The sequence below is a fragment of the Streptomyces sp. A1277 genome, assembly GCF_004795015.1.
Taxonomy (GTDB): domain Bacteria; phylum Actinomycetota; class Actinomycetes; order Streptomycetales; family Streptomycetaceae; genus Streptomyces.
The window spans coordinates 1-18855 of sequence record NZ_SSBI01000052.1; the positions used below are offsets into that span (position 1 = coordinate 1).

Sequence of the window (18855 nt, forward strand, 5' to 3'; positions counted from 1 at the left end):
GGCGCGCCGGGTGGCGTGGCCGGGTGCGGCGGCGTGCGCGGCGGCGGCGTCGAGGGCGCGGGCGGTCGCGCGGCGTTCGGGTCCGTCGCGGCGGATCAGGGCGGGGGCGACGACGGCGACGAGCCAGGAGACCGCGCCCGCGCCGAGGGTGAGGGCGAGGTGTCCTGGGACCTGACCGAGCGTCTGCGGGACGAACAGGGCCGCGGAGCTGACGAAGGTGAAGATCACCGGCCCCGGGGGCCCGACCCGGGAGGCGTCGCACAGGAGCTTCTGCCCGGCCGCCAGGAGCGCGCCGACGGCGATCAGCACGGCGGCCGAGCCGGTCAGCGAGGCGACGACAAGAGCGGCGCCCAGGCCGGCGGTCATGCCGAGCACCACGGCGGCGACGGTGCCGGCGCGGCGGGCGTACGGGAGGTTGTGGCCGTACAGCGCGCAGAGCGAGCCGGCCATCGTGTACATCACCAGGTCGAGACGGCCCAGCGAGAGCAGCACCAGGTTAGGTATCGCCGTGGCCACGACGACGCTGCCGGCCGGCTTGAACCACATGTCCGAGGGCCGGGCCAGACGCAGCGGGGCGGTCAGCGGGAGCCTGCGGACGGCGGGCCTGCGGAACCTGATGCTCGTATCACTCACTCATATACCTTAACAGGTATTACACAAGTAAAACACTTGGAACGGAACCGATGCCCGGACACACCACCGCCCGCGCTCCTCGTGCGGAGGGGCGCGGGCGGTGGTGTGTCCGGGAGGGGGCTCAGCCCAGGCCGCGGGCGTCCTGCTTGAGCGCGGTGTCCACGGTCAGGGCCGTCGCCACCACCAGGCTCAGCAGCGGCTCGGGCAGCTGGTAGTGGATCTGGAGGACGTAGTTGTCCGCCGTCGTGAACAGCGTCTTCGCGAGACCTTCCCAGGTCTTGGTGATCCGGGCTATCTCGGCGTCGTTGTGGTCGACGATCGCGAAGTTCCAGGCCCGCCAGTTCTCGGCCTTGATCGCGCCGACCTGCCGCCCGTCGGCCATGATCGCGAAATTGATCTTGCCGATGGCGTTCTGCTGGACGATCTCACCGACCGGCTGCCCGTCCGGGCGCTGCACGACGACCTTGGACTTGATGAACTTCGCCGGCCGGGTCAGCAGCAGCTGCGGCTGCCCGTGGGCGTCGCGGATCTCCAGCCGGTGGGTCAGGTACTGGTCGATGCTGGTGAGGAACCGCAGCACCTTGCGCAGGGCGCCCTGCCCGACCTGGACGACGGAACCGATGGTGTTGCCGTGCTGGTCGAAGACGCGGTACTCGTTCGTCACCTCGATCAGCTTGGCCTTCTGGTTCACCACCAGGACCTGCTGGTTGAAGAGCGAGCCGCCGCCGGGAGCACCGCCCTGCGGGGGCACCGAGGGCTGCGCGGCCGCCGGAGCCTGGGGCTGCGCGGGAGCCTGGAGCTGCGCGGGGGCCTGCGGCTGGGCGGGGGCCTGGGGCTGCACGGGGGCCTGCGGCCGGCCGCCACCCGCGGGGTTGGTGTGCTCGGTCCACTGGGAGCCGTCCCAGTAGCGCAGCAGCTGAGGGGCGCCGTGCGGATCGGGATACCAGCCCGCAGATACGTTCGATTGCGTTGTCACCGGGGCACACTATCCCGGCCCCCCGGAAGCGGAACCCCCTCGCCCGTGGATCCACAGGTTCGGCCGGACACCGTCCCGCACTGCTTGAATCTTCACGCACCGCGTACGATGTGCCGCGTGACGAGGGTGAGCGAGGGCGCGGACCGGCTGCGCGGCGCCGGCGTGCCGGTGGTGCTCGCCTGCGTGTTCGTCCTGGTCGCGCTGGTCTCCTGCTGCTCACCGCAGGCTCCGCGGGAGGACCCCTCTTCCCGCCTGTTCGCCCCCGCGTCCGCCCTCGCTCCGTGGACGGACCTCACGGCGGCGGCACGGCCCGTGGTGGTCGACGCCCCACGCGACCGGGGCGCGGGTGATTCCTGCCACGGCACCTCGGAGCACTCGACGCCGACCGTGCTGCCCGGCCAGCCGGCTCCGGCCGCGATCCCGTCGGCAGCCGTCGCGGTCCTCCCGGCCCGGCTCCGCACCGGCGGCGCGGGCATCCGGGGCCCCTCCAACGACGCCGTCGGCGGCGTCGACCGGCTACGGCTCCAGGTTCAGCGGATCTAGGACGGCCGGGGATCTCCCCTGCCCGCGTGCGGGGCTCTCCCCCGCGCGCCGTCCGTCCTGTGCCGATCCGATGAACCCGAGGACCCGTCATGGCTTCCGCCGACAAGCAGAACACCGCCACCGCCGCCCGCCGCGCCAAGCTGGAGGAGGCCCGCCGTCAGGAGCGGGCCCGCGAGCGCCGCTCCCGCATCATCACGCTCACCGTCGGCGTCCTCGTGGTCGCCGGCCTCGTCGCCGGGGGCGGTTATCTGATGAACGCCGCCGATGAGCAGGACAAGGCCGGGGCGGCCGCGAAGTCCTCGCCCGTCGAGGGCGAGAAGAGCTGGGACGAGCTCACGCAGAACCACGTGGAGAAGAAGGTCGACTACCCGATGAACCCGCCGGTCGGCGGCGACCACGACCCGGTGTGGATGAACTGCGACGGTGACGTCTACACCGCGGCGATACCGAAGGAGAACGCCGTGCACTCGCTGGAGCACGGCGCGGTGTGGGTGACGTACACCAGTGAGGCGTCCCCCGCCGACGTGAAGAAGCTCACGGAGCGGGTGTCGGCCACCCCGTACTCTCTGATGAGCCCGGTCGAGGACCAGGCGGCGCCGCTGATGCTCAGCGCCTGGGGGAAGCAGCTGACCGTGAAGAGCGCCTCGGACGCCCGGGTCGCGCAGTTCTTCACCAAGTACGTGCAGGGCCCGCAGACCCCGGAGCCGGGCGCCGCCTGCACCGGAGGGATCGACAAGTGACATCCGATCCGCGCACGTCGCGGCCACTGGTCCTGGCCGGCGGGGCCGTACTGCTGCTGGCGCTCGCGCTGGTCGCGCTGATGCTCGTACGGCCCTCGACGTCGTCGCCCGCCTCCCCGGCGGCTTCCGCGTCGGCGCCCGCCGACTCCTCGGCCGATGTGGGGTTCGCGCGCGACATGGCGGTCCACCACCAGCAGGCGGTCGAGATGGCGTTCATCGTCCGGGACGGCACCTCGGACGAGGCGGTGCGCCGGCTGGCGTTCGACATCATCAACACCCAGGCCAACCAGCGCGGCATGCTGCTGGGCTGGCTGGAGATGTGGGGGCGGGCGAAGAGCTCCCCCGGACCGCCCATGGCCTGGATGGGGCACTCCTTCACGCCGCGCGGGGACGGCGCGCTGATGCCCGGCATGGCGACCGACGCCGAACTGGACGCCCTGCGGGCGGCCGAGGGCGAGGACGCCGAGGTGCGCTTCCTGAAGCTGATGACCGCGCACCACGAGGCCGGCGCCGAGATGGCCGAGGCGGCCGCCGCGTCGGCGGGCACCGAGGAGATCAAGAACCTGGCCTCGGGCATGGTCCTGGGCCAGCGCTCGGAGATCGCGCTCATGGCCGACATGCTCAAGGAGCGCGGGGCGTCCGCGTCCTGAGCGCCGCTGCCGGGTCCCGCCTGGTCGGCGGGGCCCGGTCCGCCCGGATCGCGCCCGTACTGACGTACGGAATCGCATAGGCTCAGGACCGATATGAAGAGCAACCTCACACCGCTGGGGCCCAAGGCCGACAAGGACACCGTCCGGCGCAGCAACCTGAGCCTCGTGCTGCGGGCCGTCCGCGACGAGGGCGAGGGGGAGGCGACCCGGGCCGGTGTCGCCGCGCGCGTGGGGCTGACCCGGGCCGCCGTGTCCTCGCTCGTCGAGCAGCTGCTGGAGAGCGGGTTCCTCACCGAGTCCGGCAAGACGTTCAGCGGTCAGGCCGGCCGCCCCGGGACCGCGCTCAAGACGGCCCGCACCGGACCGGCCGGGCTCGGGGTGGAGGTCAACATCGACTACGTGTCGGTGTGCGTGGTCGACCTGGCCGGCACCGGCCGGGTCCGGCTCACCGAGCATCTCGACAACCGGGGCACCCCGCCCGCCGAGGTGCTGGCGCGGGCGGCCCGGATCGCCGCGCGCACCCTGGATTCGGCGCGTGAGCAGGAGCTGTTCCCGGTCGGTGTGGCCCTGGCCCTGCCCGGCCTGGTCTCGGGCGGCGCGGTGCGCCAGGCGCCCAACCTGGGCTGGAACCAGGTGCCGGCCGAGGAGCTGTTCGCCGCCTCGCTGGCCGCCGAGCGCGGCCACCAGGAGCTGCCGGTCCGCTCGGAGAACGAGGCGAATCTCGCGGCCCTGGCCGAGCTGTGGTTCGGCGGCCTGGACCGCGTGCGCAGCTTCCTCTATCTGACCGGCGAGATCGGCGTGGGCGGTGCCCTGGTCATCGACGGCGAGCTGCTGCGCGGAGCGCACGGCTTCGCCGGGGAGATCGGCCATGTGGTGGTGGACCCGCGCGGTCCGCAGTGCCGGTGCGGTTCGCGCGGCTGCCTGGAGCAGTACGCGGGGCAGGCGGCGCTGCTGCGGGCGGCCGGGATCGAGGGGGGCGGCGGCGGGCTCGCGGTCGCCGAGCTGGAGAAGCGGGTGCGGGCGGGCGACGAGCGGGCGGTCGGCGCGGTGGCGGAGGCCGGCCGGATGCTGGGGCGGGTGCTGTCGGGGGCGGTCAACCTGCTGGACCCGGACGCGGTGGTGCTCGGCGGGATCTACCGGAACCTGATGCCGTGGCTGTCGGCGCCCGCCGACGAGGAGCTGACCGGCCGGGTGGTCTCCGGGCTGTGGTCCCCGGGCGGGGGCAGGCTGCGGGCGTCGTCCGTGGCGGGTGACGCGGCGCGGGGCGCGGCGGCGCTGGTGATGACGGACGTGCTGGCCGACCCGGTGGCGTACGCGGGCCGGGCGATGGCCTGAGGGGTACGCGAAGGTGGGGGCGGACGCACGGCGCGTCCGCCCCCTCCTCGTGCCCGGTGGTGTCAGCGGACGCCGAGCAGGTGGTCCATCGCCAGCTGGTCCAGGGCCTCGAACGCCATGCCGCGCGCGGCCGCCGCGTCCACGTCGAATTCCTCGAAGGCGGAGCGGTCGGCGAGCAGTCCGGCCACGCCGTCCTCGGCGGTGCGCTGGGCCAGCTCGTCCAGGCGGGAGGCGCGCAGGGCCTCCTGGACGGCCGGGTCGGCGCGGAAGGCCGCGGCGCGCTCCTTGAGGATCAGGTAGTTGCGCATGCAGCCCGCGGCCGAGGCCCAGACGCCGTCGTAGTCCTCGGTGCGCGGCGGCTTGAAGTCGAAGTGGCGGGGGCCGGCGTAGTCGGAGTTCTCCAGGAGGTCGACGAGCCAGAACGCCTGGCGCAGGTCGCCGGCGCCGAAGCGGAGGTCCTGGTCGTACTTGATGCCGGACTGGCCGTTGAGGTCGATGTGGAAGAGCTTGCCCGCCCACAGGGCCTGGGCGATGCCGTGCGGGAAGTTCAGCCCGGCCATCTGCTCGTGGCCGACCTCGGGGTTGACGCCCACCATCTCGGGGCGCTCCAGGCGCTCGATGAAGGCGAGGGCGTGGCCGATGGTGGGGAGCAGGATGTCGCCGCGGGGCTCGTTGGGCTTGGGCTCGATGGCGAACTTGAGGTCGTAGCCCTGCTCGGTGACGTAGTCGCCCAGCAGGTCGAACGCCTCCTTCATGCGGTCGAGGGCGACGCGGATGTCCTTGGCCGCGCCCGACTCGGAGCCCTCGCGCCCGCCCCAGGCGACGTAGGTGGTGGCGCCCAGCTCGACGGCGAGGTCGATGTTGCGGATCGTCTTTCGCAGCGCGTAGCGGCGGACGTCGCGGTCGTTGGCGGTGAAGGCGCCGTCCTTGAAGACGGGGTGGGTGAAGAGGTTCGTCGTCGCCATCGGGACGACGAGGCCGGCCGCGTCCAGCGCCTGGCGGAAGCGCTTGACGATGCCCTCGCGCTCGGAGTCCGTCGAGCCGAACGGGATCAGGTCGTCGTCGTGGAAGGTCACCCCGTAGGCGCCCAGCTCCGCGAGGCGCTGGACGGAGTCGACCGGGTCGATCGCGGTGCGGGTCGCGTCGCCGAAGGGGTCCCGGCCCTGCCAGCCCACGGTCCACAGACCGAAGGTGAACTTGTCCTCGGGGGTCGGTGCGAAGCGTTCCGTCATGGTGGTGCCGCCTTCGGGGCCGTGGGTCCGCAGCCGGTCGGGCGGCCGAACCTCAATTTGTTCACTGTCATGACTAATCATGCACGGGCCGCCCGTGTGACGTAAAGCCCCCGGGGCGAAGACCTCCGCGCGCCGCCGCCGGAAATGCGGAACGGGCCCTGGTCCGGGCGGGTTCGATCACGTAATTTGTTTTCCGTACGATCAAATACACGTCAGCGAATGAGGTCAGCCATGCCGCCGCATACCGTCGTCATCGGTGTGGACAGCTCCACCCAGTCCACCAAGGCGGCGTTCGTCGACACCGCCAGCGGCCGGCTGCTCGCCGTCGGCCGCGCCCCGCACGTCGTCACCGGCGAGAACGGGGCGCGCGAGAGCGACCCCGAGGTGTGGTGGCAGGCCCTGCGCGACGCGGTCGCCGCCGGGCTGAAGGAGTCCGGCGTCGCGGCGGCGGACATCGCGGGGATCGCGGTCGCCGGACAGCAGCACGGCCTGGTCGTCCTGGACGGCGAGGGCCGCCCGCTGCGCCCGGCCCTGCTGTGGAACGACACCCGCTCCGCCCCGCAGGCCGCGGCCCTCACCGCCGCGCTCGGCGGCCCCGACGCCTGGACCGCGCGCACCGGGTCGGTCCCGGTGGCCGCGATGACCGCGTCGAAGTGGCAGTGGCTGCGGGAGAACGAGCCGGAGACCGCCTCGGCGGCGGCCGCGATCCGCCTCCCCCACGACTTCCTGACCGAGCGGCTGTCGGGCCGGGCCGTCACCGACCCCGGCGACGCGTCGGGCACCTGCTGGTACTCCACGGCGACCGGCGCCTACGACCCGGAACTGCTCGCGCTGCTCGGCCTCGACGCGGCACTGCTGCCCGAGGTGGCGGCGAGCGGCGGGGACCGGGCCGGTTCGCTGACACAGGCGGCCGCCGAGGCGCTCGGGCTGCCCGCCGGGATCGCCGTCGCGGCGGGCACCGGGGACAACATGAGCGCCGCCGTCGGGCTCGGCCTCGGCGGCGCCGGGCTCCTCGACCACCCGGTCCTCAGCCTGGGCACATCGGGCACGGTCTTCGCCGCCTCCCGGACCAGGCCGGCGTCGGCCGCGCTGTCGGGGTTCGCGGCGGCGGACGGCACGTATCTGCCGCTGGCCTGCACCCTCAACTGCACGCTCGCCGTGGACAAGGTCGCCGCCCTGCTCGGCCTGGACCGCAATGACGCGGTGCCCGGCGGCGAGGCCGTGCTCCTCCCCTACCTGGACGGCGAGCGCACCCCGGACCTGCCCACCGCCGCCGGCCTCCTCACCGGGCTGCGCCACGACACCACCCCGCAGCAGCTGCTCGGCGCCGCCTACGAGGGCGCGGTGGTCACCGTGCTGCGAGCGCTGGACGAGCTGCTGCGGGCCTGCGGGCTCGACCCGGCCGACCCCGAGGTGGCCGGCCGGCCGCTGCGGCTGATCGGCGGCGGGGCGCAGGGGCGCATGTGGGTGGAGACCGTACGGCGCCTTTCCGGGCGGCCGGTGACCGTGCCGGGCGCCGGCGAACTGGTCGCGCTCGGTGCGGCGGCGCTCGCCGCCTCGGCGGCCACGGGTGCGGACCCGGTCGCCGTCGCGGCCGGCTGGGACACCGGCGCGGACCTGCTCCTGGAGCCGGTGGAAAGGGATCTGACGGCCTGGGACCGGGTCGGTTCCGTACTGGAACGCGCGGCGGGACCCCTGCTGGGCGGGGACCGCACCGGCTGACCGGCGGTCAGGGGCCGCCGTGCGCCCGGCGTCCGCGCGGGCGGCCCCAACCGGCCATCGCGGGCGGCCCCAACCAGCCGTTTTGGATAGCGAACTGATGTTCACTACTATCCGGCGATGATCATAAGAAGAAGGCTGACGGTCGGGGTGGGCATCCTGCTCGCCACCCTGACCGCCGGGCTCGGCTCGGCGCTCCCCGCATCGGCCGATGAAACCCCCGCCAAAGCCTCCCCCAAGGTCGAGCTGGTGCTCGACGTCAGCGGCTCCATGCGGACCCGGGACATCGACGGCCAGTCCCGGATGACGGCGGCGAAGCAGGCGTTCAACGAGGTCCTGGACGCGGTGCCGGAGCAGGTGCAGCTCGGCATCCGCACGCTCGGTGCCGACTACCCGGGCGACGACCGCAAGGTGGGCTGCAAGGACACCAGGCAGCTCTACCCGGTCGGCCCGCTGGACCGTACCGAGGCGAAGACCGCCGTCGCCACGCTGGCCCCCACCGGCTGGACCCCGATCGGGCCGGCCCTGCTGGGCGCCGCCGACGACCTGGAGGGCGGCGACTCCACCCGCCGGATCGTGCTGATCAGCGACGGCGAGGACACCTGCGGCCCGCTCGACCCGTGCGAGGTCGCCCGCGACATCGCGGCGCGCGGCATCCACCTGGTCATCGACACCCTCGGCCTGGTGCCGAACGCGAAGATCCGCCAGCAGCTGACCTGCATCGCCGAGGCCACCGGCGGCACGTACACCGCCGTCCAGCACACCGACGAACTCTCCGGCCGCGTCAAGCAGTTGGTGGACCGGGCGGCTGAGCCCGTCGTCACCCCGGTCGCCACCAAGGGCGCCGACAGCTGCACGGACGCCCCCGAGCTCAAGCCGGGCCTCTACACCGACCGCGAGAAGTTCGCCGAGCACCGCTGGTACAAGGTCGACGTGCTCCCCGGCCAGGAACTGCGCGCCTCCGTCAGCGTCTTCGCCGACCGCGCCGTCAACAACGACTACGGGATGCTGCTGCGCGCGGTCACCGTGCACGGCCGCGAGATCGTGCGGGGCTCCGAGTCCGGCACCGGGCGCACCGACGCCATCTCGTCCGGGCTGCGCTACCCGAAGGCCGAGCTGGACGACGACGAGAAGACCGCGGAGACCGTCTGCCTCCAGGTCAGCAACTCCTTCTCGGCCCCTGCCTCGGTGAAGACCGCCCCCGGCATGCCGATCGAACTGACCATCGACCTGGTGGACGGGCCCGACGAGGCGTCCGACGTCGCGGCGTTCGGCCTGGGCCACGGCTGGTGGCTGCTGGGCGCGCTCGCCCTGACCGGCCTGATCGCGGGCCTGCTCATCGGCTGGATCTCGCGCTGGCGCGTCGCTGTCTGGAGGACCAACTGATGTCCCGTACGAGACGCGTGCTCGCGGGCGCGCTGCTGACCGGCCTGGCCCTGCTGACCGGGGCGGGTGCCGCCGCGGCCGACGACGCGTCGGCGAGCCCGAGCCCGAGCGCGTCCGGTGACGGCTCCGGCCCCACCGAGGCCGGCACCGCCTTCCGGACCGCAACGGCCCTCCAGCAGGACGAGACCGCCACCGCCGGGGCGTCCACCGGCGACTACCTGTACTGGGTCTTCCCGGCCGACGCCGGGCAGCGCGCCACGGTCACCGCCAAGGTGACGCTGCCCGAGAGCGCCACCCGGCACGGGGCGCAGACCTGGCAGGTCGACGTGTACGACGGGCTGCGCCGCCGCCAGGCATGCATGTACGGCAAGCAGACGGGCAGGGCCGGGTCCGACGCCGCCTCGGTCGAGCTGACCTGCGTGCTGCGCACCGTCCGGGCCCTGGCCGAGCCGTGGGCCAACGACCCGCTGCCGGGCAGCTATTACGTCCGCCTCACCGTCGTGGACCTGGCCTCGGCCGACCTCGGCCTGCCGGTGCACACCGAGGTCCGGGTCACCTCCAAGGACCAGGGCGGCTCCGCCGATGTCGACGGCACCCTGTCGAAGCCGCTGGTGCCCGGGGTGTCCTCGGCCGAGCAGGCATCGGACGACTCGGACGCCTCCGCCGAGCCGGTCGCGCTCGCGGGTGAGCCCGAGGACGGCTGGTCCTCGGGCTGGTGGACCAGCCGCTGGCTGTGGACGGCGGGCGGCGGGGTCCTCGCCGCCCTCACGGCCGTCTTCGGCTACTCCCTGACGCGCGGCAACGGCCGCCCGTCCCGGGTGCCGCCGGGCGTCTGACGCAGTCCGCCCGCCGGACCGGCCCGTATGCCACGGGCCGCTCCGGCGGGCGCCGGCGCGTCACGGCGCCGGCATCACATGGCGGAGCCCGCCCAGGAGGTGGGCGAGGAAGTCCGGGTCGGTGTACGCCTGGGCGGCGTGTCCGAGCGCCGTGTAGAAGACCCGCGCCCCGCCGTGTTCACGGGTCCACACGAGAGGGTGATCGCTCCCCGCACCGCCCTCGTAGGAGGCGGCGTCGGCGGAGGCGAGTACGTGCGCCCGGCCGCGCGGGCTGTCCCGGAACTCGTACCACTCATCGGTGAACTCCCAGGTGGCGCCCAGGTGGGCGGTGGCCGCGTGGTCCTGGTCCTCGATGACGAGGGTGCCCGGCTGGAAGGCGGGGTGGCGGTCGAACCGGGCGCCCAACAGCTCTCCGTAGAACGGCCAGTCGTACTCCGTGCAGGCCGCCGCGTGCACCCCCATGAAACCGCCGCCCCCCGCGCAGTACGCCCGGAGGCCGGCGCGCCCGGCGGCCGTCAGGACCTCCCCGCTCGTGGAGAGGAAGACCACCGCCGCGTACTCCTGCACCCCCTCCTCGAACACCGCCGGGTCCTCGGTCGCGTCCACCGCGAACCCGTGCTCCGCGCCGAGGGCCCGGAACGCGGCGACGCCGTCGGGGATCGAGTCGTGACGGTAGTCCGTGGTGCGGGTGAAGACGAGGATCCGGGACGGGCTGTACGGCTGTGGCATCGGTGGCTCCGGGGGCGCGGGGACGGGCTGCCCATGATCCCGGACCCGCACGGTCTCCTCGGTCAGGAGCCCGCGGCGCCGCCCGGCCGCACGCTCAGCCGGCTGCCCAGCTCGCGAAAGCCGAGCGCCCTCGCCACCCGGCGCGAGGCTTCCGGGCGTGCCCGCCACTGAGGCAGACGGGCAGGTTCTCGATGGTGGCCCCGGGCCGCCCGTACGGCCGGAAGCCGGCGGCGGACAGACAGGCGAGCGTGGCGGGTCCCAGCACCTCGGCGACCGGCAGCACCCGGCCCACCACCGCGGGTTCGGTGAGCGAACCGGCCGGCACACCCTCCAGCACACGGCGGACTCCGTGCGCCACCTCGTCGGCGGGCGCCGTGACATGAGCCGCATCACCCAGGAGGGCGGTGCCAGGGCGGTCATATGCGCGGCCGGGCGCCCGGCCCCGGAGGTTACTCGGCGGCGAACGGGCCGTCCGCGCCGAACGCCAGTCGGGCGAACCGGTCGCCCATGCGCAGGTGGGTGGTGGCGTCCGGGTGGAGCGCGTCGGGCAGCGGGAGTTCGTCCGCGTCCGTCTCGCCGTAGAGCTCGCGGCCGTCGAGGTAGCGCAGCCACGGGTCGTCGGCGGACCGCTGCTCCACCAGGCCGGCCAGCTCCTCGCGGATGACGCCGAGCGTCAGCTTTCCGGCCGCCCGCTCCTCGGGGTCGCCCGCCGCCACGAACCGCACCTCGCCCTCACCGAGGCGGCTGAAGTCGGGGATGCTGGGACCGGGGGTGTCCTCGTGGATGGGGCACAGCACCGGCGAGATCACCAGGAGCGGGATGTCCGGGTGGCCCTCGCGGAGGGTGTCGAGGAAGCCGTGCACGGCCGGGACGAAGGCGCGCAGTCGCATCACGTCGGCGTTGACAAGGTTGATGCCGATCTTGACGCTGATGAGGTCCGCCGGGGTGTCGCGCATCGCGCGTGCGGTGAACGGATCGAGCAGGGCGCTGCCGCCCAGGCCCAGGTTGACCAGCTCGACACCGCCCAGGAGGGCCGCACGCGCGGGCCAGGTGGTCGTCGGGCTCGCGGCGTCGGAGCCGTGGCTGATGGAACTGCCGTGGTGCAGCCACACCTTGCGCCCCGTCTCGGCTGCCGGTGTGACCGGCGCGTCGGTGCGCAGGGCGACGAGCTCGGTGCGCTCGTTGTACGGGAGCCAGAGCTCCACGTCCTTCTCGTGGCCGGCGAGCCCGCCGAACCGCACGCTGCCCGCCGGCCCGGAGCGGAACTCCGTGGACCCGGTGGTCATGTCGACGTCGAGCACGTTGCCCCCGCTCGCCGAGCCCCGGGCGACGAGCTTCCCGTCCACGAGCAGGTCGTAGACCCCGTCGGGCCTCGGCGGGACGCCCTGGTAGGCGGTACGGGTGCGCCGCGCCTCCAGCTCGATGGCGGTGGCCCGGGTCCGGAAGACCAGTCGTACGCCGGAGGGCTGTGCCTCGGCCAGGGCGATCTGCCCGTCCGGGGCCTGGGCGCGGGCACGGGCGGGCAGGCGGTGCGGGAGCAGGCCGATGTCGGTGCGCTCCACGTCGAGCGCTCCGCGCAGGAGGCCGGTGGTGACGGGCGTGGTGAAGGGGAGGGGTGCGGGGGTGTCGGTGCTCATGTCTCCGCCTGGTGTCGCTGGGGGCTGGGTGTCCGGGGCGCGCGCGGGGCCGTCAGGGCGCGGGCCAGTTCCGGAGGAGGGCGTCGAGGGCGTCGATGACCCGGGACCAGGACTCCTGCGAGTCGGGAGCGCTGTGGCTGAAGCCGCCCTGGGCCTCCAGGCTGACGTAGCCGTGGAAGACGCTGCCCAGGAGCCGGACGGCGTGCGTCTGGTCCGGTTCGGTCAGGTCGTAGCCGCGCAGGATCGCCCGGGTCATCCGCGCGTGCCGGCCGCCCGCACTGGCCGCCGCCGCTTCGGGGTCCAGCTTCATCTGGGCCGCCGCGTAACGGCCGGGGTGCTCACGGGCGTAGTCGCGGTACACGTCGGCGAAGGCGCTCAGGGCGTCCTTGCCGGCCCGGCCCGCCAGCGCGGCGGCGCCCCGGTCGGCGAGCTCTTCCAGGGCGAGCAGGGCGATCCGGGTCCGCAGGTCGTGGGAGTTCTTCAGGTGCGAGTAGAGGCTCGCGACCTTGACGTCGAACCGCCGGGCGAGCGCCGACACGGTGACCTGTTCGAAGCCGACCTCGTCGGCCAGCTCGGCTCCCGCCCTGGTCAGGCGTTCCGCGGTCAGGCCCGCACGCACCATGGTCGCCTCCTCGTCCGGTGACGGCCATCATGCGCCCGCCTAAAGCCTTTAGGCAAATTCGGAAGTACTCAAGGCAAGCGTTCGACGGCCTCCATGGCGCGTCGCTCCGAGGCGCGGCGGCGGGGCCCGGGCCTCCGCCGCCGCCGCGCTTACGCTCAGGCGCCGCGCACCGTCACCGTGCCCGTGCCCTCCCCCGTCGCTCCCGTCGCCTCGGCGACCACGCGGTAGGGGCGGTCGATCCGCTCGGAGGTGACGGTCAGGGTGTCTCCGTCCCGCACCACCCGGAAGGTGGCGGCGGCCGCACCGGTCAGGTCCGGCACGGTGACGGAGGTGCCGTCGCCCTCGGGGGCGTCGCCGAAGACGCGCAGGGTGAGCCCGTCGAGCCAGTCCCCGTCGGGGCGCTGGTCGTCACCGCCCCAGGGCAGGACCGCGCCGGGGCGCACGAGGACGGGCAGGCTGTCGAAGCCGTGCGTCTCGTGGCGCCAGACGGGACCGGTGATCGTCTCGCCGGTCAGCAGGTGGGTCCAGGTGCCCTCGGGGACGTAGTACTCGACCTGGCCGTCCTCCGTGAAGACCGGCGCGACCAGCAGGTCCGGGCCGAGCATGTACTGCCGGTCCAGCGTCCGGGTGGCCGGATCGCCGGGGAACTCCAGCAGCATCGGCCGCATCATCGGGACGCCCGTGCGGTGGGCGGTGGCGGCGGCCCCGTACAGGTAGGGCATCAGCCGGTGCTTGAGCAGGGTGAACGTCCGGGCGACGTCCACCGCTTCCTCGCCGAACTCCCACGGCACCCGGTAGGAGACGTTGCCGTGCAGCCGGCTGTGCGAGGAGAGCAGGCCGAAGGCGAGCCAGCGCTTGAAGACGGCCGGGTCGGGGGTCCCCTCGAAGCCGCCGATGTCGTGGCTCCAGAATCCGAACCCGGACAGGCTCAGCGAGAGGCCGCCGCGCAGTGACTCGGCCATCGCCGTGAACGAGGCGAAGCAGTCGCCGCCCCAGTGGACGGGGAACTGCTGGCCGCCGGCCGTCGCCGAGCGGGCGAAGAGGACCGCCTCGCCGTGGCCGCGCTCCTTCTCCAGGAGTTCGAAGACCGTCTTGTTGTAGATCTGCGCGTAGTAGTTGTGCATCCGCTCGGGGTCGGAGCCGTCGTGCCAGACGACGTCGGTGGGGATGCGCTCGCCGAAGTCGGTCTTGAAGCAGTCGACGCCCTGATCGAGCAGGGCCCGGAGCTTGCCGGTGTACCACTCGCGCGCGGCCGGGCTGGTGAAGTCGACCAGGGCCATGCCGGGCTGCCACAGGTCCCACTGCCACACGTCTCCGCTGGGGCGGCGGACGAGGTGGCCGAGTTCGGCGCCCTCCGCGAAGAGCGCGGACTTCTGGGCGATGTACGGGTTGATCCACATGCTGATGCGCAGCCCGCGTTCCTTGAGCCGGGCCAGCATGCCTTCCGGATCGGGGAAGACGTCCGGGTCCCACAGGAAGTCCGACCACTGGTACTCGCGCATCCAGAAGCAGTCGAAGTGGAAGACGGAGAGCGGGATGCCGCGCTCGGCCATGCCGTCCACGAACGAGGTGACCGTCTCCTCGTCGTACGAGGTGCAGAAGGACGTCGTCAGCCACAGCCCGAACGACCAGGCCGGCGGCAGGGCGGGGCGGCCGGTGAGCGCGGTGTAGCGGGCCAGCACCTCCTTGGGGGTGGGCCCGGCCACGATGTAGAACTCCAGCGACTGGTCCTCGACGCTGAACTGCACCTGCCCGACCGACTCCGAACCGACCTCGAAGGAGACCTTGCCCGGGTGGTTGACGAAGACGCCGTAACCGCGCGAGGAGAGGTAGAACGGGACGTTCTTGTAGGCGAGTTCGCTGCTGGTGCCGCCATCGGCCTGCCAGATGTCCACGCTCTGGCCGTTCTTGACGTACGGGGTGAAGCGCTCGCCGAGCCCGTAGATGTTCTCGCCCACCTCAAGGGCCAGTTGGGCGATCATGTGGTGGGCACCGTCGGGGGTGGTGGCGAAGGCGGTGCCCTTGGTGTCGACCCCGGTCAGGCGGCGGCCCTCGGCGTCGAGGAAGGTCAGGCCCCAGGGGCCCTCGCCGTCCATGCGCAACGTCAGCGGCCCGCTGGTGAGTTCGGTGACGCTCCCGTCCTGCCGGGTACGGGCCCCGGCGGCCGCCGGGTCGAGGCCGGGGAAGGCGAAGTCGGGGCCCCGGCGGGCCTTGCCGGCGTGGTGCGTGGTGCGGACGCCGATGATGCCCTCGGCCGGGGAGAAGCAGTCGACGGTGATGAGCGGGGTGTTGAGGGTGTCGCCGCGGGCGGCGACCCGTTTGACCGCGGCGTACGCGGTGAACTGGTCGGCACTGACGCGCAGATCGCGGATCTCGGTCGCGTAGGAGGCGCGTACGCCCTCACGCATGAGCCAGAAGCCGTCGGTGAACTTCATGCGGACTCCTTGCCGGGGGCAACGGGAGGGGGAGGAAGAGGGGGGCGGGCGGCGGTGCGGTTCACTCGCCGCGCCCGGTGAAGGCGAGCCGGGCCAGCCGGACGGTGCCGCGCAGGGCGATCCGCAGGTCGCCGACGCCGGAGGCGTTCAGCCCGGCCCGCAGGGTGCGGTAGTCGTACGGTCCTTCGGTGGCCGGGACCGGGACGGTGACCGTGGTGCCGTCGACGGTGATCAGGACGGCCCCCTCCCCCGAGGCGGAGACCTCGACGCCGCTCGTACCGGCCGCGAAGTCGCAGCACCGGTAGAGGAGTTCGTTGGCCTCGGCGGTGGCGGTGACCGCGTCGCCGTCCGTCTTCGCCCGGTCCACGATCTCGGTGGCCAGCTGCTCGTCGTAGTCGGCCGCCTCCAGGCCGCGGGCCAGGACCGGGCGCGGCCCGGCCGCCTCGCCGTCGACGGTGAGGACCGTGCCGAGCCGGATGTCCGCACTGGAGGCGCCCGCCTGGATCTCGTACGCGCCGGGCTCGACGGTCCAGCGGCCGTGCGCCACGTCCCAGTGGCCGAGTTCCTCGACCGGCACGGTGAAGGCGACGCGCTCCGCCGCGCCGGGGGCCAGGTGCAGCCGGCGGTGGCCGGCCAGCTGGCGCAGCGGCCGGGCGACGGACGGGGCGACGGCCCGTACGTAGAGCTGGGCGACCTCGTCGGAGGCGACGGCGCCCGTGTTGGTGACGGTGAGCGAGACGCGCAGCAGGTCGCCATCGCGTTCGGCGGTCAGGGCGCTGTAGGTGAAGTCGCCGTACGTGAGTCCGTGGCCGAACGGGTAGAGCGGGGCGCCCTTGTAGTAGAGGTAGGTCTGCCGCGAGCCGATGATGTCGTAGTCCAGCATCCCGGGCAGTTCCGCGTCGGAGCTGTACCAGGTCTGCGGGAGCCGGCCGGCCGGGGAGACGTCGCCCGCCAGGACGCGGGCGAGCGCGGTGCCCGCGGCCTGGCCGCCGTGCGCGGTCCACAGCAGCGCGGGCAGTGTGGCGGCTGCGTCGTTGAGGGCGTACGGGTAGGGGGAGGTGACCGCCAGGACCGTGCGCGGGTTGGCGGCGTGGGCGGCGCGCCAGAGGCGTTCCTGCTGGGCGGGCAGGGCGAGCGTGGTGCGGTCCTCGGTCTCGCGGCCGTTGATGTGCGGGTCGTTGCCGGCGACCACGATCACGGTGTCGGCCGCGGCGGCGGCGCGGGCGACGGCGTCCTCGCCGCGCTCGGTCACCTCGGTCTCGAAGACGGTCCCGGCGGATCCGGAAATTTCTTCGCCGGGGGCGGCAACCTTTACGCCGCCGGCGGCGACAGAGACATACCCACCCGTTCCGATGTGCAGAAGGCGGTGACCGCCGGCATGGCCTTCCACCGCTTCCCACCGGAAGGTCTCCTGGACGACCCAGCCGCCCGGCTCGTCCGCGGAGGCGCGTACATAGCCGTCCTCGGCGACGGACAGATAGCGGCCGGCGGGTTCCCGCAGGGTGATGACGCCGTTGCCCCAGTCCACGAGCGCCAGCTCGGACGGGGTGTCCGTGCAGGTCAGCGGGGGCAGATCGGTGCGACCGGCGAGCAGCGCCGGGTCCAGGGCGCCCTCCGCGCCGCGCACCGCCTCGTCACCGGCGTCCGCCGGGGGGACGTGCAGCCAGCCGTCCGCGCACTTGATCCGGACCAGGTCGGCGCCCTCGGCGTGGACGACGCGGTCGGCGCCGAAGCGCTCCCGCAGTCCGTCGAGCGGGGTCGAGCGGTGGATGAGGGTGCCGCTGTACCAGTCGAGCTTGCAGGCATCCGCGAGGAGCCCGACGACGGCGACCGTCTTTCCGGCGGCGGGATCGAGCGGCAGCAGCCCTTCGTTCTTGAGGAGGACGACGGCCTGTTCGGCGGCCTCCAGGGCGAGGGCGCGGTGCTCCTCGGTGTCGAGGGCCGCGGAGCCCGCGTACGGGTCGAGCGCGGGGTCGAACTCGCCGAGCGCGAAGCGCATGTGGAGCAGGCGCCGGACGGCGGTGTCGATGTCGTGCTCGTCGAGCAGTCCGCGTTCCAGGGCGCCCTTGACGCGGCCGGTCATGACCGCGGAGTCCTGGCCGTGGTCGGTGAAGCTGTCGACTCCGGCGCGCAGAGAGGCGGCCGTCGCCTCCTCATGGGTGTCGAAGTAGTGCTCGCTGTCCACGAGGTTGGTGGGTGCGCCGGCGTCGGAGCAGACGACCAGGGGCTGGTCCGTCCAGGCACGCAAGTGGCGCGACAGGAGCGGCGAGACGTGGTTGGGGCGCCCGTTGACCAGGTTGTACGCGGGCATCACACCGGCCACCGCGCCCGCCCGGACGGCGTCGCGGAACGCCTTGAGGTCGTATTCGTGCAGCACCCTGGGGCCCACCGAGGAGGACGAAGTGTCGCGGTCCGTCTCGTTGTTGTGAGCGAGCCAGTGCTTGAGGACCGGGGCGGTCCGCCAGTAGTGCGGGTGGTCGCCGCGCAGCCCCCGGGTGTAGGCGACCGCGATGGCGGAGGTGAGGCCGGCGTCCTCGGAGTACCCCTCCTCGCCGCGCCCCCACAGCGGGTGGCGCAGGAGGTTCACGGTGGGGGCCCAGACGTTGAGCCCGACCCGGTCGTCCTGAGCGCGCTTGGCGCGGACCTCGTTGCCGACCGCCTCGCCGACCCGGCGCACCAGTTCGTCGTTCCAGGTGGCACCGAGCCCCACGGCCTGCGGGAAGACCGTCGCCTGCCCCATCCAGGCGACGCCGTGCAGGGCCTCCTGGCCGGTGCGGAAGGCGCCGAGCCCGAGCCGGTCGACCGCGGGTGCGAACTGGTGCAGCATCGCGATGCGCTCGTCGAGGGTGAGCCGCTGAAGCAGATCGTCGACGCGCTTGGCGAAGGGCAGCTGCGGGTCGCGGAAGGGCTGCGGTTGTTCCGTCACGTGCGGGTCCTTCTTCAAAGGTGGGAGGTATGGCGGTGTCGGCGCCTCGTGCGAGCCCTCGTGGAGCCTCGGACGATCTTTCGAAGCGCTTCGATGCTCAACGGCCGACCCCGTACGTGTCAAGGGTTCGGTGCCGACCTGGACGCCCGGCACGGCGTGCGGGCGTCCAGGAAACGGTTCGGAAACGGGTCGGAGGAATCTGGAAACGAAGTCTTGTGCCGCACAGACCCTTCACTTAACCTCGCTGCAACATCGAAGCGCTTCGACGGAGCTTCGATGGGGCGCCCGGCGCCCTTGATTTCCCGGGACGGCGACACGTTCTGCCGCCTGACTGTTGAACCGCTTCACCTGGGGCCGGTGACACCGGCTCAGCCAGCAACGCTCCACCTCAGACACAGGAACCGAACGGCGGTCGCCCCGCCGCGTGTCGTCCTGGTGCGCCTCGAAGGGTTGACG

The 18855-nt window shown here is 73.2% G+C and carries 15 protein-coding genes and 1 pseudogene; 7 read left to right on the top strand and 9 right to left on the bottom strand.

The window, feature by feature from the left end:
- Both E6R18_RS28270 and E6R18_RS28275 read right to left on the bottom strand, forming a co-directional pair.
- A pseudogene (locus E6R18_RS28270) lies at window positions 1-633 on the bottom strand (FUSC family protein); the annotation flags it as partial.
- A gap of 121 nt (window positions 634-754) precedes the next feature.
- Window positions 755-1609: a phospholipid scramblase-related protein gene (locus E6R18_RS28275; RefSeq protein ID WP_136319726.1), complete on the bottom strand. Its 855-nt coding sequence runs from the start codon at window positions 1607-1609 to the stop codon at window positions 755-757.
- A gap of 117 nt (window positions 1610-1726) precedes the next feature.
- On the opposite strand from E6R18_RS28275, the gene E6R18_RS28280 reads away from it, so the two are divergent.
- The 4 genes from E6R18_RS28280 to E6R18_RS28295 all read left to right on the top strand — a co-directional run bounded on the left by E6R18_RS28280 (window position 1727) and on the right by E6R18_RS28295 (window position 4877).
- On the top strand, window positions 1727-2152 hold the full coding sequence (locus tag E6R18_RS28280; protein WP_136319727.1) for a hypothetical protein: 426 nt from the start codon (window positions 1727-1729) through the stop codon (window positions 2150-2152).
- 89 nt (window positions 2153-2241) lie between these two features.
- Window positions 2242-2892: a DUF3105 domain-containing protein gene (locus E6R18_RS28285; RefSeq protein ID WP_136319728.1), complete on the top strand. Its 651-nt coding sequence runs from the start codon at window positions 2242-2244 to the stop codon at window positions 2890-2892.
- Window positions 2889-3542, top strand: coding sequence for a DUF305 domain-containing protein (locus E6R18_RS28290; protein ID WP_136319729.1), 654 nt, complete (start codon window positions 2889-2891; stop codon window positions 3540-3542). The genes E6R18_RS28285 and E6R18_RS28290 overlap by 4 nt, the downstream gene beginning before the upstream one ends.
- 93 nt (window positions 3543-3635) lie before the next feature.
- Window positions 3636-4877 (top strand): ROK family protein, encoded by a 1242-nt coding sequence (locus E6R18_RS28295; protein ID WP_136319730.1) that lies wholly within the window; start codon window positions 3636-3638, stop codon window positions 4875-4877.
- A gap of 62 nt (window positions 4878-4939) precedes the next feature.
- On the opposite strand, the gene xylA is transcribed toward E6R18_RS28295, so the two are convergent.
- Window positions 4940-6109, bottom strand: a complete 1170-nt coding sequence (xylA, locus tag E6R18_RS28300) for a xylose isomerase (protein ID WP_136319731.1) — start codon at window positions 6107-6109, stop codon at window positions 4940-4942.
- Window positions 6110-6340: 231 nt separating this feature from the next.
- Here xylA and xylB point away from each other — a divergent pair, with 231 nt between their 5' ends.
- The 3 genes from xylB to E6R18_RS28315 all read left to right on the top strand — a co-directional run bounded on the left by xylB (window position 6341) and on the right by E6R18_RS28315 (window position 10050).
- Entirely contained in the window at window positions 6341-7831 is a 1491-nt protein-coding gene (xylB, locus tag E6R18_RS28305) for a xylulokinase (protein ID WP_136319732.1), read from the top strand.
- Between the two features lie 117 nt (window positions 7832-7948).
- Window positions 7949-9214, top strand: a complete 1266-nt coding sequence (locus E6R18_RS28310; protein ID WP_168712461.1) for a VWA domain-containing protein — start codon at window positions 7949-7951, stop codon at window positions 9212-9214.
- The gene (locus E6R18_RS28315) at window positions 9214-10050 is read left to right on the top strand and encodes a hypothetical protein (RefSeq protein ID WP_136319733.1); all 837 of its coding nucleotides are present in this window, start codon (window positions 9214-9216) and stop codon (window positions 10048-10050) included. Before E6R18_RS28310 ends, E6R18_RS28315 begins: the two co-directional genes overlap by 1 nt.
- A 60-nt stretch (window positions 10051-10110) precedes the next feature.
- On the opposite strand, the gene E6R18_RS28320 is transcribed toward E6R18_RS28315, so the two are convergent.
- The 6 genes from E6R18_RS28320 to E6R18_RS28345 form a co-directional block, all read right to left on the bottom strand.
- Entirely contained in the window at window positions 10111-10779 is a 669-nt protein-coding gene (locus E6R18_RS28320; protein WP_136319734.1) for a ThuA domain-containing protein, read from the bottom strand.
- Between the two features lie 94 nt (window positions 10780-10873).
- Entirely contained in the window at window positions 10874-11116 is a 243-nt protein-coding gene (locus tag E6R18_RS34225; RefSeq protein WP_168712462.1) for a hypothetical protein, read from the bottom strand.
- A 112-nt stretch (window positions 11117-11228) separates the two neighbouring features.
- On the bottom strand, window positions 11229-12416 hold the full coding sequence (locus E6R18_RS28330) for an SGNH/GDSL hydrolase family protein (RefSeq protein WP_136319735.1): 1188 nt from the start codon (window positions 12414-12416) through the stop codon (window positions 11229-11231).
- A 52-nt stretch (window positions 12417-12468) separates the two neighbouring features.
- A complete protein-coding gene (locus E6R18_RS28335; protein ID WP_136319736.1) occupies window positions 12469-13038 on the bottom strand; it encodes a TetR-like C-terminal domain-containing protein in 570 nt (189 codons plus the stop codon).
- A gap of 155 nt (window positions 13039-13193) precedes the next feature.
- Window positions 13194-15473: an alpha-xylosidase gene (yicI, locus tag E6R18_RS28340; protein ID WP_136319737.1), complete on the bottom strand. Its 2280-nt coding sequence runs from the start codon at window positions 15471-15473 to the stop codon at window positions 13194-13196.
- A 61-nt stretch (window positions 15474-15534) separates the two neighbouring features.
- Entirely contained in the window at window positions 15535-18399 is a 2865-nt protein-coding gene (locus E6R18_RS28345; RefSeq protein WP_136319738.1) for a glycoside hydrolase family 3 C-terminal domain-containing protein, read from the bottom strand.
- Window positions 18400-18855: the final 456 nt, after the last annotated feature.

What these genes read in the sequence shown, in the direction of transcription:
- E6R18_RS28320 (WP_136319734.1), bottom strand. Translation starts at nt 10,779, where the DNA reads ATGCCACAGCCGTACAGCCCGTCCCGGATCCTCGTCTTCACCCGCACC.
- E6R18_RS28330 (WP_136319735.1), bottom strand. Translation starts at nt 12,416, where the DNA reads ATGAGCACCGACACCCCCGCACCCCTCCCCTTCACCACGCCCGTCACC.
- E6R18_RS28285 (WP_136319728.1), top strand. Translation starts at nt 2,242, where the DNA reads ATGGCTTCCGCCGACAAGCAGAACACCGCCACCGCCGCCCGCCGCGCC.
- xylB (WP_136319732.1), top strand. Translation starts at nt 6,341, where the DNA reads ATGCCGCCGCATACCGTCGTCATCGGTGTGGACAGCTCCACCCAGTCC.
- E6R18_RS28310 (WP_168712461.1), top strand. Translation starts at nt 7,949, where the DNA reads ATGATCATAAGAAGAAGGCTGACGGTCGGGGTGGGCATCCTGCTCGCC.
- xylA (WP_136319731.1), bottom strand. Translation starts at nt 6,109, where the DNA reads ATGACGGAACGCTTCGCACCGACCCCCGAGGACAAGTTCACCTTCGGT.
- yicI (WP_136319737.1), bottom strand. Translation starts at nt 15,473, where the DNA reads ATGAAGTTCACCGACGGCTTCTGGCTCATGCGTGAGGGCGTACGCGCC.
- E6R18_RS28335 (WP_136319736.1), bottom strand. Translation starts at nt 13,038, where the DNA reads ATGGTGCGTGCGGGCCTGACCGCGGAACGCCTGACCAGGGCGGGAGCC.
- E6R18_RS28315 (WP_136319733.1), top strand. Translation starts at nt 9,214, where the DNA reads ATGTCCCGTACGAGACGCGTGCTCGCGGGCGCGCTGCTGACCGGCCTG.
- E6R18_RS28295 (WP_136319730.1), top strand. Translation starts at nt 3,636, where the DNA reads ATGAAGAGCAACCTCACACCGCTGGGGCCCAAGGCCGACAAGGACACC.